At 66.0% G+C, this 15115-nt stretch carries 11 protein-coding genes; 9 read left to right on the top strand and 2 right to left on the bottom strand.

Features of this window, described 5'->3' with window-relative positions; genetic code table 11:
• Positions 1-129 precede the first annotated feature (129 nt).
• The 6 genes from EB835_RS20245 to EB835_RS04575 all read left to right on the top strand — a co-directional run bounded on the left by EB835_RS20245 (position 130) and on the right by EB835_RS04575 (position 8757).
• Complete coding sequence (locus EB835_RS20245; RefSeq protein WP_168216630.1) at positions 130-267, top strand: hypothetical protein; 138 nt, start codon at positions 130-132, stop codon at positions 265-267.
• 39 nt (positions 268-306) lie between these two features.
• A complete protein-coding gene (locus tag EB835_RS04595) occupies positions 307-1110 on the top strand; it encodes a DNA recombination/repair protein RecA (protein ID WP_240688546.1) in 804 nt (267 codons plus the stop codon).
• Complete coding sequence (locus tag EB835_RS04590; RefSeq protein ID WP_135808303.1) at positions 1100-2788, top strand: Y-family DNA polymerase; 1689 nt, start codon at positions 1100-1102, stop codon at positions 2786-2788. Before EB835_RS04595 ends, EB835_RS04590 begins: the two co-directional genes overlap by 11 nt.
• A gap of 61 nt (positions 2789-2849) precedes the next feature.
• Complete coding sequence (locus EB835_RS04585; protein ID WP_135808302.1) at positions 2850-6251, top strand: error-prone DNA polymerase; 3402 nt, start codon at positions 2850-2852, stop codon at positions 6249-6251.
• 147 nt (positions 6252-6398) lie between these two features.
• Complete coding sequence (locus tag EB835_RS04580; RefSeq protein WP_135808301.1) at positions 6399-7721, top strand: O-acetylhomoserine aminocarboxypropyltransferase/cysteine synthase family protein; 1323 nt, start codon at positions 6399-6401, stop codon at positions 7719-7721.
• A gap of 1 nt (position 7722) precedes the next feature.
• On the top strand, positions 7723-8757 hold the full coding sequence (locus EB835_RS04575; protein ID WP_135808300.1) for a homoserine O-acetyltransferase MetX: 1035 nt from the start codon (positions 7723-7725) through the stop codon (positions 8755-8757).
• A gap of 105 nt (positions 8758-8862) precedes the next feature.
• On the opposite strand, the gene EB835_RS04570 is transcribed toward EB835_RS04575, so the two are convergent.
• The gene (locus EB835_RS04570; protein ID WP_135808299.1) at positions 8863-10938 is read right to left on the bottom strand and encodes an acyl-CoA dehydrogenase family protein; all 2076 of its coding nucleotides are present in this window, start codon (positions 10936-10938) and stop codon (positions 8863-8865) included.
• Entirely contained in the window at positions 10935-11546 is a 612-nt protein-coding gene (locus tag EB835_RS04565) for a TetR/AcrR family transcriptional regulator (RefSeq protein WP_135808298.1), read from the bottom strand. Before EB835_RS04565 ends, EB835_RS04570 begins: the two co-directional genes overlap by 4 nt.
• 58 nt (positions 11547-11604) lie before the next feature.
• Between EB835_RS04565 and EB835_RS04560 the strand changes: the two genes are divergently transcribed.
• From EB835_RS04560 to EB835_RS04550, 3 genes are read left to right on the top strand one after another with little or no spacing between them, the layout of a single operon-like run.
• A complete protein-coding gene (locus EB835_RS04560; protein ID WP_135808297.1) occupies positions 11605-12894 on the top strand; it encodes an acetyl-CoA C-acetyltransferase in 1290 nt (429 codons plus the stop codon).
• Positions 12891-14243 carry a 3-oxoacyl-ACP reductase gene (locus tag EB835_RS04555; protein WP_135808296.1) on the top strand — a complete coding sequence of 451 codons (1353 nt, stop codon included), beginning with the start codon at positions 12891-12893 and terminating at the stop codon, positions 14241-14243. The genes EB835_RS04560 and EB835_RS04555 overlap by 4 nt, the downstream gene beginning before the upstream one ends.
• Complete coding sequence (locus EB835_RS04550) at positions 14240-15094, top strand: MaoC family dehydratase (protein WP_135808295.1); 855 nt, start codon at positions 14240-14242, stop codon at positions 15092-15094. Before EB835_RS04555 ends, EB835_RS04550 begins: the two co-directional genes overlap by 4 nt.
• Positions 15095-15115: the final 21 nt, after the last annotated feature.

Genomic DNA, 15115 nt, shown 5'->3' with positions numbered 1-15115 from the left:
TTTTCCATGATCGCAGAGTGATGTGGTTGGATTTCTCGTGTCAGCGCCGGATTCTAGGGTGGAGGCGCGGTCGGTGGTCGTGGGGATCGCCGGACCGGAAGACCGAAGGGGCTGCGGAAAGGGAGCGCCATGAGAGACGACAAGCCTGTCAAGGTGGCCGAGCCAGGCGCCGCCGGGGGCGGGTACGGCTTTGACCTCGGCCTCTTTATCGCATGGAGGATCGAAGCCGAACGGCGACACGCCCGGGAGGGCAGAGTTGCTGCCTGAATCTTGCCAATTTAGAACACCAGTTCGATAATGGATGTCATGTCAGCAGCACCAGTCATCGAACAGCTCAGCCGGGAGGCGGGGATCTCCACGGCTGCGGCACTGTTCGATAAGACCCCACCCCATCCGGTGGACCCTGTGCTCTCTCCGCTGTTCCGCCGCGGTGGTCTGCCGCGTGGGGAACTCGTCACCGTCACTGGTGAGCTGTCGTTGAGCTGCGGCCTGGCGACGGTCGCCGCGGCGACCCGGGAGCAGAAGTGGTGTGCCGGCATCGGACTCGACGAACCGTCCGTATCCTCGATCGCCGACCTCGGCGTCGACCTCGACCATTTCGTCAACCTCGCGACTCCCGGCGAGGACTGGCTGCGGGTGGCTTCGATCCTCATCGAATCCTTCGACATCATCCTCGTCGATCCCGGATTCGCTCCGAGCGCTTCGGAGCGGGCTCGACTCCTGGCGAAGATCCGTGAACGACGAATGAGCCTCATCAGTCTCCGCCCCCTGTCCGGCAGCACGGAGCAGATCGAGATCACCGATACCCGCTGGTCGGGTGCCGAACACGGTCGCGGACGCCTGCAGTCCTGCCTCGTCCGCGCCCGTTCGCAGACAGGAACCCATCGGTTCCTGCTGCCCGGACCGTCAGGGACTCCCACCAGCGTCCCCGCGGGGACGCTGGAAGTGGTGGCAGGCGGCGACTCCGCGGGAACGTTCGCAGAGGCCTCCGATATCTCTGACACCGCCGTCGAAGCAGCCGGCGTCCCGGCAGAGGATGCGGGCGCGGCCGACGATCCTCGGTGGTCGACGATCACAGCGCTGCGGCAGGTGATCAGCCATGTCGGATGAGCCCGGCCGCATCCTCGTCCTCACCGTGCCCGACTGGCCGGCCGTGGCTGCAGCGGTCGAACACGACATCGCGCCGGGCCGTCCTGTCGCGGTCCTCCACGCAGGTAAGGTCATCGCCGCCAATGCTTCCGCCCGTGCCGCCGGAATCACCGCCGGGAACAATAAGCGCGCCGTGGGATACCGGTGTCCGGAAGCCCACGTCGCGCTCTGGGACGAAGAGGCCGACAATCGGCATTTCAGTGCCGGGGTCGGTGCCCTCGAAGATCTCGTCGCCCGGTTCACTCTGCTCAGTCCCGGAACATTGGCGATTCCTCTCGACTCGCTCAGACACGGTTATGCCGACGAAGCCGATGCCGTCGAAACATTGGTCTCGGCTCTCGTCGACGACACCGGATGGGAGTTCTTCCCCGGAATCGCCGACACCGTCTTCGCCGCAGTCCTGGCCGCCGGTCAGGCGCGCCGAGTCGAGCCCGGACAGACTGTAGACTTCCTCTCCGCCCAGCCGATCACCACCTTGGAATACGCCGGCGCCGAGGCGACCGCGCTGATCGAGGTCTTCCTGCAGCTGGGGCTGCGCGCCCTCGGCGACTTCGCCCGCCTTGCAGCCAAAGACGTGAACGCACGGTTCGGCGCCTTCGGACGACATCTGCACGACTTGGCCTCCGGACGAGAAGGGGCTCCGCTCACCGACCACGTCCGCGGCGAACAGCTCGACGTCGAACTCGACCTCGACACTCCGACGACCCGCAGCGACCCCCTCGGCTTCCTCGCCCGCCAGCTCGGTGCAGATCTGCTGGCCAAAGTGCGCAGGCAGGGGTTGGTCTGCACCCAGATCACGATCGAACTCGATGCCGCGGCCGGCCAGTCCTCATCTCGAACGTGGCGGATCGAAGACATGCAGGAGAATGCGATCGCTGACCGCCTGCGGTGGCAGGCCGAGGGCTGGCTGGCCGGAGTGAGCACCGGAGCTGAGAATTCCGAACCGAGACAGAACCCCGGGTCGAGACACAACTCCGGGTCGGGGCGGAGCACCCGTCCGGGACACGCTCCTCTTTCGGCACAGGCGGACCCACAGGCGCTCGACATCGTCGACGAACCGGCACCCGATGCCGAGGACTTCGCTGAAGACGGGATCATCGCACTGCGCCTCATCGCAGCCGAACTGACCACCCCGATCGGCGCCACACGCAGCCTGTTCGACGAGAACACCGGGCAGATCACCCACACGCTCGAACGTCTGCAGGGACTGTTCGGTCCCGATGCCGTTCTGGTCCCCGGCCTCCAAGGCGGGTGGGACCCCGCCGAGACGAACCTGTGGACTCCGTGGCAGCAGGCAGCCGTCCCCGAACGCAGTCCTGCCGCGCCCTGGCCCGGTGCCCTGCACGCACCCCGTCCGACGACCGTCGAACACTCCGCCGTCGATGTGCTCGCAGCCGACGGCTCATCGGTGGAAGCACGTCCCTCGGGGTTGGAAGCCGCACCGGCGACGATCAGATTCCCCACCGGGCAGACCGAGACCATCACCGACTACTCGGGTTCCTGGCCCATCGAATCCGGGTGGTGGGACCCGAGCCGAGCCGTCTATCGGACGCGTCTGCAGGTGGTCACCGACGCCGGCCGCGCCCTCCTGCTGAGCAAGGAACACGGCCAGTGGTACCTCACCGGCCGCTATCGCTGACCGGCCGCCATTGACCAGCGACCCGCTGACTGACGACCACATCTGAGAGGAGGAGACCCTGATGGGCTTCTCGAACCCGCGCACCCCCTGGTCGAAGCTGGCGCGCAGACTCGAAGGAAAGGACAGCGTCGACAGATCGGCTGTCGATAAGCAGCCTGTCGATAAGCATGCCGACGGGTCCGACGCTCCCGCATTCTCCCGCCCCGACCGCTACCAGGTCTCGGTCGGTCCCGGCGGTTCGGACGGGCGCAGTCGCTATGGAGCCGGCACCGGTCAGGGACCCGACGGTGGACCGCTGCTGCAGAGAACGAGCGTGGACTGGGCGGAGCTGCACGTGCATTCCCAGTTCAGCTTCCTCGACGGAGCCTCCGACCCCGAAGAGCTCGTCGCCGCCGGAGCCGCCGCCGGACTGAGCTCTTTGGCACTGACCGACCACAACGGACTCTACGGTGCTGTCCGCTTCGCCCATGCCGCCGCCGAGGTGGGACTGGACACCGTGTTCGGCTCCGAGCTGTCCGTGGGACTGACAGAGAAGATCCCCGGCCAGACCGATCCCGACGCCACCCACCTGCTCGTCCTCGCCCGCAGCGTCGAGGGCTATCACCAGCTCTCCCAGACCATCACCGCGGCGAACCTGCGCGGTGAGAAGAACCGCCCGCTCTTCGACCTCGAAGAACTGGCAGCCGCGGACGGCGACTGGATGATCCTCACCGGATGCCGCAAGGGCCCGCTGCGACGGGCACTGGGCGATGACGACGGCGGGCTCGGCGCTCTGCGTGAACTCACCTCACTCTTCGGAACCGACCGGGTCGCCGTCGAACTCAGCCGGGACGGAACCCCGGATGACGATGAGCGGCTGCGCCACCTCGGCGAACTGGCCCAGCGGACGGGACTGCCGACCATGGCCAGCAACGCCGTTCACTTCGCCACCCGGGCCGGGTGGAAGTCGGCTCAAGTGCGTGCCTCGGTGCGGTCGCGGAAGTCCCTGGACGAACTGGCAGGATGGCTGCCGGCGACGGCGAGCGCACGCATCCACACCGGTGAGGAGATGCTCGCACGGTTCCCGCGGGAGGCTTTGGACCAAGCGGTGCGGATCGGTCGGGAATGTTCCTTCGTCCTGTCCTCGGCCCGACCTGATCTGCCGAAGGCGCCGATGCCCGATGACAGTGACGGGGAGGCCTATCTGCGCGGTCTCATCGCCGACCGCGGCCGGCGCCGCTACGGATCCCGAGCCGAGAACCCCAGAGCCTGGGAACAGCTGGACCGGGAGATGGACATGATCGCGCAGCTGGGATTCTGCGGATACTTCCTCATCGTCTTCGACATCACCGAGTTCTGCCGCCATATGGGCATCTTCTGCCAAGGGCGGGGATCGGCGGCGAACTCCGCGGTCTGCTATGTCCTGGGCATCACTGCCGTCGACGCCGTCAAACACGGACTGCTCTTCGACCGGTTCCTGTCCCCGGACCGCAAGGGGTACCCGGACATCGACATCGACATCGAATCCGGTCGCCGCGAAGAGGTCATCCAATACGTCTACGATCATTTCGGCCGCGACCGGGCCGCCCAGGTGGCCAATGTCATCACCTACCGTGCGAAATCAGCGATCCGGGACGCCGCCTTCAGCCTCGGCTATGCCCCCGGACAGCAGGATGCGTTCTCGAAGTCGAGCAACCGGTGGTCGAGTCTGCCCGATGCCGAGGACTCACCGGTGCCCGCACCGGTGCTCGCAGTCGCCGAGGATCTGCTCGGCTCACCGCGACATCTGGGCATCCACTCCGGCGGGATGATCCTCGCCGACCGTGCCATCGGCGAAGTCGTGCCGATCGAGAAGGCGACGATGGGCCACCGCACCGTCGTCCAATGGGACAAAGACGACTGCGCGGCCATGGACCTGGTGAAGTTCGACCTGCTCGGCCTGGGTATGCTCACCGCACTGCATGAGATGGTCGGACTCGTCCACCGCCACACCGGGATCCTCATCGACCGGGCGGAGATCGACGACGAAGACGAAGCCGTCTACGACATGCTCTGCCGCGCCGACGCGATCGGAGTCTTCCAAGTCGAATCCCGCGCCCAGCTGGCCACCCTGCCCCGGCTGCGGCCGAGGATGTTCTACGACCTGGCCGTCCAGGTCGCCCTCATCCGACCGGGACCGATCCAAGGCGGATCCGTCCACCCCTATATTCGTCGCAGGCAGGGTCTCGACGAGGTCGAATACCTCCACCCGCTGCTCGAGAAATCCTTGTCCAAGACCTGCGGAGTCCCGCTGTTCCAAGAGCAGCTGATGCAGATGGCCATCGACGTCGGCGGCTTCACCGGAGCCGATGCCGACCGACTGCGGCAGGCGATGGGCTCACGCCGGTCGGAGAAGAGGATGGCCGAACTCGCCGAGAAGTTCCGCTCAGGTGCCAGGGAGCGCGGAGTGGCTGAAGACACCGCTGAGACGATCTTCTCCACCATTGCTGCCTTCGCGAACTACGGGTTCCCCGAATCGCATGCCATCAGCTTCGCGAACCTCGTCTATCAGTCCGCCTGGTTCAAATATCATCACCATGCGGCTTTCACCGCCGGACTGCTGCGCAGCCAGCCGATGGGCTTCTACTCCCCGCAGTCCCTCATCGCCGACGCCCGCCGGCACGGAGTGCCGATCCTGCCCGTCGACATCCGCCGCTCCCAGGCGGCCACGGACCTCGAACGGGTCGGACCCGCCGAGGCGGCCGCCCCGGTCTCGGACGGGAGGGGGGCGGCCGCCTCGGCGGGGGAGCTGGGAATCCGCTTGGGCCTGGACACGGTCGCACATATCGGCTCCTTCGCCGAGGTGATCGTGACCGAACGCGACAACGCGCCATTCACCTCGGTGGCGGATCTGGCCGAACGCACCGGAATCGGCAAGCAGGCCCTGGAATCCCTCGCCACATCCGGAGCCCTGTCCGGATTCGACCTCGACCGCCGGCAGGCGCTGTGGATGGCCGGGGGAGTCGCCGGAGCCCATCCGGGCCTGCTGCCGGGAACGGCGAGCGTGGACTCGGCTCCGACCCTGCCGACCATGGACGCCTTCGATACGACTCTGGCCGAGCTCTTCTCCACCGGAATCACCGTCGACGGCTACCCCACACAGATCCTGCGCGAGCAGCTGAACGCCCGCGGGTACGCCTCGACCGCGGATGCGGCGGCCGCCGCAGACGGAACCCGGATGAGTGTGGCTGCGATCGTCACACACCGGCAGCGCCCGGCGACCGCCTCGGGGATCACCTTCATCAATCTCGAGGACGAATTCGGGATGCTCAATGTCGTCGCGACGGCCGGGCTGATGAAGCGCTTCCGCGCGGTCGCGACCTCGCGGAACTTCCTCGTCGTCACCGGACTCATCCAGCGCGGGGGAGAGGTCGTGAGCCTCTACGCGCACAAGCTCATCCCCCTCGAACTTCAGCTGCCGACGAAGGCGCGGAACTTCCGGTGACCTCGATGACCCGCAGGAAGTCTTGTGACGAAAGATGACAGACGATGACATCAACATGACACACAGGCGGACGTGGGAGGCGAAAGTCGATGACAGTAGACACATCACACCGACTCCAGCAGCCGCCACACCCACCGAGGAGACACCATGACCCAGGCATTCGAAACCCGCCAGATCCACGCAGGACAGACCCCCGACCCGGTCACCGGTTCGCGCGCCCTGCCCATCCACCAGACCACCTCATTCGTGTTCAACGACACCGATCATGCGGCCAGCCGCTTCGCCCTGACCGACGTCGGCCCCGTCTACAGCCGCCTGACGAACCCGACGAACGAAGTCGTCGAGAACCGCATCGCCGACCTCGAAGGCGGCGTCCACGCCGTCCTCACCGCCTCGGGGCAGTCCGCGGCCTTCCTGGCGATCACGAACGTCGCCGGCGCCGGCGACCACATCGTGGCCAGCTCCAGCCTCTACGGAGGAACCGTCAACCTCTTCGATGTCACGCTGCGCAAGCTCGGCATCGAAACCACCTTCGTCGATGTCGATGACCACGAGGAGTGGAAGAACGCGATCCAGGACAACACGAAGCTCCTCTTCGGCGAGGTCGTGTCGAACCCACGCTCGGACATCCTCGACATCGAAGCGATCGCCGCGATCGCCCATGATGCCGGCGTCCCGCTGATCGTCGACAACACACTGGCCAGTCCGTACCTCGTGCGCCCCATCGAACACGGTGCCGACGTCGTCCTCCACTCGGCCACGAAGTACCTCGGCGGCCACGGCAACTCCGTCGCCGGCGTCCTCGTCGACAGCGGCAACTTCGACTATGGCTCACAGCCGGAGAAGTTCCCCGGATTCAACGAACCCGACGCCTCCTACAACGGACTCGTCTTCGCCCGCGACCTCGGCGCCGGCGGAGCCTTCGGCGTGAACGTGTCCTTCGGACTCAAGGCCCGGGTACAGGGCCTGCGCGACCTCGGACCCTCGCTCAGCCCGACGAATGCGTTCCTGCTCGCCCAGGGCATCGAGACCCTGAGCCTGCGCATCGAACGTCACGTCGAGAACGCGAACAGGGTCGCCGCCTACCTCGAGGCCCACAGTCAGGTCGATCGCGTCGCCTACGCCGGACTCGAGTCGAGCCCCTGGAACGGTCTGGCCAAGAAGTACCTGCCGAACGGCGTCGGTTCGGTGCTCGCCTTCGACATCGCCGGCGGCTACGATGCGGCCGTGGCCTTCGTCGACGCCCTCGAGCTCCACTCGCTCGTGGCGAACATCGGAGATGTCCGCTCGCTCGTCATCCACCCGGCCTCGACCACGCATGCTCAGCTCGACGAAGCAGCCCAGAAGGCGGCCGGAGTCAATCCGGGCCTGGTGCGTCTGTCGGTGGGAATCGAAGGCATCGACGACATCATCGGCGACCTCGACAAGGGCTTCGCGGCGGCAGCGGCGAAGGCGTCGGCCGCGGCCTGAGATGACCACCCAGAGCACCTCCGTCGAACGGATCCTGGGCTTCGGCACAGATTCGGGGCACACGTTCGGCACGGTCGAGATCGCCTATGAGACCTTCGGCACTCTCAATGCCGACCGGTCCAATGCGATCCTCATCGAGCACGCTCTGACCGGCGACACCCGCGTCACCGAATGGTGGGCGGGTGTCGTGGGGCCCGGAGAGGCCGTGGACACGAACAGGTACTTCGTGGTGTGCGCGAATTCGCTCGGGGGCTGCTCGGGCACGACCGGGCCGCAGTCGCCCTACGATGACGGTCTGGCCTACGGCTCTCGGTTCCCCACGGTTTCGATCCGGGATATGGCACGCCTGGAACACAACCTCGCCCAGATCCTCGGCATCGATTCCTGGGTCGCCGTCATCGGCGGATCCATGGGAGGTGCACGGGCTTTGGAATTCGCTCTGCTGGATGCCCGGAAGGTCCGCAAGTGCGCGGTCATCGCCGCACCGGCCTTCTGCGAAGCCGACCAGATCGCTTGGGCGATGATGCAGGAACGCGCGATCGAGCTCGACGCCGACTACTATTCCGGAGACTATTCGACCGTCGGCAGCTTCCCCGGCCAAGGCCTCGGTCTGGCCCGACAGATCGCGCACCTGACGTATCGCAATGATGTCGACCTCAACGAACGCTTCTCCCGCCGGATGCGTTCGGAGGACTACTACGAGGTGAGCTCGTATCTGGACCACCAGGCCAAGAAGCTTACCGCCCGGTTCGACCCGCACAGCTACATCGTGCTCACCCGGGCACTGCGCGATCATGACGTGCGCCGCGGGCGCTCTGACGACCTGCGCACGGCGCTGGCCGACGCCTGCACGGACAACCTCGTCGTCTCCGTGTCCTCGGACAGGCTGTTCCCACCTGATCAGGTGGGAATCCTCGCCGAGGCTCTGCCGGGGAAGGTCCGACACGACATCATCGACTCCCCGGTCGGCCACGACGGGTTCCTCACCGAGACCGAGAAGATCTCCGCGGTGCTCGCCGACTTCCTCGCCGCCTGACACTGACTCCGCCTGACGCACGAAGCCCCCGCAGACCGTTCGCTGCGGGGGCTTCGTGCGTCAGGCGGCCGGCGGTGACTGCTCACCGCCGACAGCCTGGGACGACTACTTCACGCCGGCCTTGCTGCCGGATCTTCCGTTTGCCTTGGCTGCGGCTTTCGCAGCCTTCTTCGCTGCCTTGTGCAGGTGCTTCTCATCGACGGGGAAGTCCTGCTGGGCCCGAGCCTGACGGAAGTGATCGGCAGCTTCGGTCTGTCGCTTCGCTTCGACGCCTGTGGCGATCGTGGCCCGACGGTGCTCGTCGCCGTATCCGAACGCCTCGACCAGATCGAGGGCGTTCGCGGCCAACTTCTTACACAGACGGTTGAGCGTGTCGTTGATCTGACGGGCTCGGAACATCGGCAGACGTCCGTACATGAGATGCCAGCCCAGATGACGTTCGATGAGCGTGAGGCCGTAGGTGTCGCGCAGGCGGCGGAGGACCTTGGCCTGGTCGGCGTCGGTCTGCTCCTTCATCTTCTCGTCGAGAGCCTTCCACTTCTCCAGTTCGACGTAGGCGCGAGCCATCTCGATGAGTTCGTGCTGGGTGGAGTTGAACAGCTCACCGGCATCGGCCTGGGACATCTTCATCGCCGGACGCAGGTTCTGCGCCACCGAGGCGACCATGGACTCCACACGGTTCTCCAGCAGGGTGCGCTGCAGACGGCCCGAGCGGATCCGCTTCTCGTTGAGATTGCCGCTGAAGACATCGGAGATCGCCGAGCCGGCATTGGCCAAGCCGGTCCGGTACAGGCTGTGCTCAGCGGCGCGGGTGCCGATGAACCGGGCGACGCCGCCGATGTCGAGGTTGGCGAACTCCTTCGCATAGTCGCCGAGCAGGCGCTTGGCGGCCAGCTGGAGCAGCACCGTGTTGTCACCTTCGAAGGTGACGTAGACGTCCATGTCCGCGCGCAGCCCGACAAGTCGGTTCTCGGCCATGAAGCCGGCGCCGCCGCAAGCCTCGCGGCACTCCTGGATGACGTCGAGCGCCATCCATGTCGTATCCGCCTTGAACGCCGCCGCGCGAGTCTCGAGCACCGCCCGGTTCTCCTCGGAGTCGTCAGCGCCGGAGAAGACCTCTTCGAAGGAGGCGAGCAGCTTGTCATGGGCGAAGTTCGAGGCGTAGACCGAGGCGAGAGCGGGCATGAGACGTCGCTGGTGCTGCTGATAGCTGAGCAGGGTGGACTCTTCGATCTCGTCGACGGAGTTGAACTGCTTGCGTTCGAGTCCGTAACGCACAGCGATGTCGAGAGCGATCTTCGACGCCACGATCGCGGCACCGTCGAGCGAGACACGCCCCTGGACCAGTGTGCCGAGCATCGTGAAGAAGCGACGCCCCGGTGAGTCGATGGGGGAGGAGTAGGTGCCGTCGGCGCTGACATCCCCATACCGATTGAGCAGATTGGTCCTGGGGACCCGCACATCAGCGAAGGCGATACGCCCGTTGTCGACGCCCTTGAGGCCGCCCTTGAAGCCGTCGTCCTCGATCGAGATTCCCGGCATCGGGTCTCCGGCCTCGTCGCGGATGGGAACGAAGAAGGCGTGCACGCCGTGGTTGACCCCGGCGGTGATGAGCTGAGCGAATACGACGGCCGCGCGCGCGTCACGGGCCGCGTTGCCGATATATTCCTTGGTCGCGGCACGGAAGGGCGTGGTGATGACGAACTCTTCCGCGTCGACATCGTAGGTCGCCGTCGTCGCGACGGAGGCGACATCCGATCCGTGCCCGATCTCCGTCATCGCGAACGAACCCAGCAGTTTTCCGGTCTGTGCGTCGATCAGCCACTTCTTGTGCTGTTCGGCGTCGCCGAGGTGGAGGATCGCACCGCCGAAGAGGCCGAACTGCACTCCCGCCTTGATCTGCAGGCTGGGAGCGGCGGTGACCGTCTCCTCGAAGCCCGCGACATTGGTGGCGTGCTGGTTCTTGCCACCCAGCTCGGGCGGCAGGCTGACGAGCGGCAGGCCGGAATCGGCCATCAGCCCGACGCCGACGAGGGTCTTCGCGCGAGTGGTCTCGAGATCATCGGCGGGATCCTCATGAGTCCGGGGATCCAGAGCCAATTCGCGGCCCCGACGTCGGCCCTCGGCCCAGCGGCCGTCGAGCACATCGTTGATGTCCTGAGGATTGAGAGACAGCTTCATTGTTCTACTCCTAGATTGGCGGGCAATGATGCCCACAGCCAGTTGCTGATGTCAGAGGCGAACTCCTCGACACGGCTGGGGTTCGAGAGCCAGGCCTCGGTCGCGGCCCGGACGAAGCCGATGGCTCCGGCCGACCACAGGCGGTCCCTGTCGTCGGCGAGGTCCAGGCGCTCGGCCAGCAGTCCGGCGATCGAATTGAAGAAACCTCCGGTCTCTTCGGGCGCGAACCGGTTGACTGCTGTATCGCAGAATCGATAGACGTTCGGGGAGTTCGCGGCGAGGGTGACAAAGGCCCGGATCATCGCGGCCAAGGACTCCTCCCCGTCGGGGGTCCCGTTCACCTTCGCCGAGGCGGCCGCGGCTTCATCGAGAGACCGGACGATGACGCCCATCGCCCATTCGCCCATGGCGGCTTGGAGACCCGCCCGGTCGGTGAAGTACCGGTAGAGAACCGACTTCGTCGTACCCGAAGCTTCCGATATCTGATCCATCGACATGTCATCGCCGTGTTCGGCGACGACATGGCGGACCGTGCGCAGCAGTTCGCGACGACGCTCGTCGCGGTGCTTCTGCCACCTCGTCGAGCGACCGTCTGTGATCGATTTCATGGAACAGACAGTATCAGGTACTGTCGGTAACAGTTAAATCCAACTCTCGGAGGTGCACATGTCCGCTCCCAGTCAACGAGCCGTCATCCTCGGCGGCAACCGAATTCCCTTCGCCCGCTCGAACAAGCAGTATGCGAAGGCCACCAACCTCGATATGCTCACCTCGACCATCGACGGGCTCGTCGCCCGCTTCGGACTGGCCGGCGAGAACATCGGCGAAGTCTCCGGAGGTGCAGTCCTCAAGCATTCGAAGGACTTCAACCTCACTCGCGAAGCCGTGCTCGGCTCCGCTCTGTCGCCGACGACCCCCGCCTTCGATCTCGGCCAGGCCTGCGCCACAGGTCTGGAAGCCGTGGTCAGCCTGAATAACAAGATCAACACCGGACAGATCGAATCCGGCATCGCCTCGGGTGTGGATTCGACGTCCGACGCTCCGATCGTGATCAACGATTCGATGCGCGAGATCCTCCTCGAACTCACCCGCGCGAAGACGATGGTGCAGAAGGCGAAGATCGCCTCCCAGATCCGGCCGGCCTACCTCGCGCCGCAGGCGCCGAGTACGGGCGAACCGCGCACCGGCCTGAGCATGGGTGAGCACCAGGCGATCACCACCGCGGCCTGGGGGATCACGCGTCAGGCCCAGGACGAGCTCGCCGTGGCCTCGCACCGGAACCTCGCCGCCGCCTGGGATGCGGGATTCTTCGACGACCTCACCACTGCGTACCTCGGGGTCAGCCGCGACACCAACATGCGTGCGGACTCGACCGTGGAATCCCTCGCGAAGCTCAGCCCCGTCTTCGGAAAGAAGCTCTCCGCTGCGGCGACCATGACCGCGGGCAACTCGACTCCGCTGACCGACGGCGCCTCCTCGGTGCTGCTGGGCAGCGAAGACTGGGCAGCCGAACATGGGTTCACCCCGCTGGCGCGCCTCGTCGATGCGGAGGCCGCAGCAGTGGACTTCGTCGACGGCGCAGAAGGCCTGCTCATGGCTCCGGCCTATGCGGTCCCGCGCCTGCTTGCCCGCAACGGACTGACATTCGATGACTTCGATGTCTTCGAGATCCACGAGGCCTTCGCCTCGACCGTGCTCTCACACCTGGCGGCCTGGGAATCCGAGGAATTCTGCCGCGAGAAGGTCGGACTCGACGCGGCTCTGGGCACCATCGACCGCGACAAGCTCAACCCGCTGGGTTCGAGCCTCGCAGCCGGCCACCCGTTCGCCGCCACCGGCGGTCGCATCATCGCCAGCACCGCCAAATATCTGAAGACCACCGGCAAGAAGCGCTCCCTGGTCTCGATCTGCGCCGCAGGCGGCCAGGGGCTCACCGCGATTGTGGAGGCAGCATGAAAGACACCTATCTCTCCCTCGTCAACGGACCGCTGAAGCAGGTCGCGAAGACCCTCGGTCTGCCGCAGCCGGTCGAACTCAACCGGTTCGGAACCACCCCGGCCTCGTATGAGAAGAAGCCGGTCCTCGTCCTCGGCACGGGACCTGGGGCCCAGGGCCTGGCCGATCTGCTGCTCGAGAACGGACTCGAAGTCCGTCGCAACGCCCAGAGCGGTGAGAAGCTGCGGGCGATCATCGCCGTCCTCGACGATGCGCAGTCCCCGGCAGAGCTCTCACCGATCGTCCTCGAAATCGGTGCTGCTCTCCGATCACTGACGACCTGCGGTCGCGTGATCACGATTTCGACAGCCCCGGATGCCCAGAACCAGACACCGGAGCAGGCCGCTGCCACTCAGGGCATCACCGGCTTCACCCGGTCGGTCGCCCACGAGATGCGCGCCGGCGCCACCGCCAACGGAATCCTCCTCGACGGCGTCGAGCTCACGGCCCCGTCGGTGGCCGCGGCCCTGTGGTTCCTGCTGTCAGGAAAATCGGCCTATGTCTCCGGCCAGTTCCTCACGGTGTCCTCGGACGCCGGGAAGCGACTGGGCCTCGACGAGTTCATGTCCACCGGTGACGCCGGCCCCTTGGCCGGTCGCACCGCTGTGGTCACCGGTGCCGCCCGCGGAATCGGAGCGGCGATCGCTGAGAACCTCGCCCGTGACGGCGCCTATGTCATCGGTGTGGACATGCCGCAGGCCGGTCAGGCTCTGGCGCAGGTGACGAACAGGATCGGTGGCAAGTCGCTGCAGCTCGACATCACCGCCTCCGATGCTCCGGACAAGATCACCGAGGCGCTCGGAGGCCCCGTGGACATCCTCGTCCACAATGCCGGAATCACCCGCGACAAGATGCTGGCGAACATGGACGCGGCCAAATGGGATTCGGTCATCGCCGTCAACATCGCCGCGCAGGCGATGATCAACTCGCGCCTGGCGGAGAAGGGACTGTTCGCCGAGGGTGCCCAGGTGGTCTCCCTGGCCTCGACGTCGGGAATCGCCGGCAACCGCGGACAGACGAACTACGCGACCTCGAAGGCCGGAGTCATCGGACTCACAGCCGCCTCGGCGGAGGACTTCGCGGCCCGCGGGGGAGCGATCAACGCGATCGCGCCCGGGTTCATCGAAACGGATATGACCGCGAAGATACCGACGCTGACCCGTCAGGTCGCGCGCCGGCTCTCGAGCCTGCAGCAGGGCGGCCAGCCGATCGACGTCGCCGAAGCCATCGGCTTCCTCGCATCAAGCGGTGCCCGCGGAATCAACGGGCAGACCCTGCGCGTGTGCGGACAGAACATGGTGGGCGCATGATGGCGGATTCGATGCTTCCCGTCTACGCCCGCGCACTGCTGAAAGCCCTGCCTGTGGGACCGCGCACCGGTCCGGAGCTGCCGGACCACGCGATCGATCGCAGCATTCCGCTCGAACCGGTCGCCTATGCGGGCTTTGCCCATGTCGTCGGTCACGCTCTGGACGATATCGTCCACCCCGGCTACCTGCACATCCTCGGCTTCCCGCTGAGTATGCAGCTGCTGGCCGATCCTGAGGTGCCGCTGCCGATGATGGGGATGGTCCACATCCACAACCGCGTGGACATGCATTCGCGGGCCCGCCTCGGCGAGGTTGTGGACTTCCACCTCGAACTCGACGGCCCCTTCGAGCACACGAAGGGCACGACGATCGAGATTCGGCTCGAGGCGAAGGTCGACGGACGTCCCGTGATGGAGGAGGTCTCGACATACCTGGCCAAGGGGCGCAAGCTGTCCGGAGCAGAGTCGAAGGCCCAGGTGCCGCACGTCGAGTTCACGGCACCACAGCCGAGTGCTGTGTGGAGGCTGGATCCGATCATCGGACAGCGCTACGCGAAGGTCTCCGGTGACTACAACCCGATCCACCTCAACGGTCTCGCCGCGAAGGGATTCGGGTTCCCCCGGCAGATCGCCCACGGGATGTACAGCGCCTCTCGGGCATTCTCGGCAATGGATCCCCGACTCGAGTCGTACCGCTGGGATGTGTCCTTTGCGAAGCCGATTCTGCTGCCCGGCACGGTCGGCTATGCACTGACCGAAGGGCGGCGCCACGAGGCCGCGCAGTCGGCCGTCTTCGATCTCAAGACGGGCAAACCGCATGTGCTCTCGCAGGTGGCACACCTCGGACGATGAGTACCTAAGTGTGGTGCGTCA

It is taken from the genome of Brevibacterium sp. S22, from assembly GCF_004745485.1.
In the GTDB taxonomy this organism is placed as follows: Bacteria; Actinomycetota; Actinomycetes; order Actinomycetales; family Brevibacteriaceae; genus Brevibacterium.
This window is presented reverse-complemented; position numbering and strand designations above follow the sequence as displayed.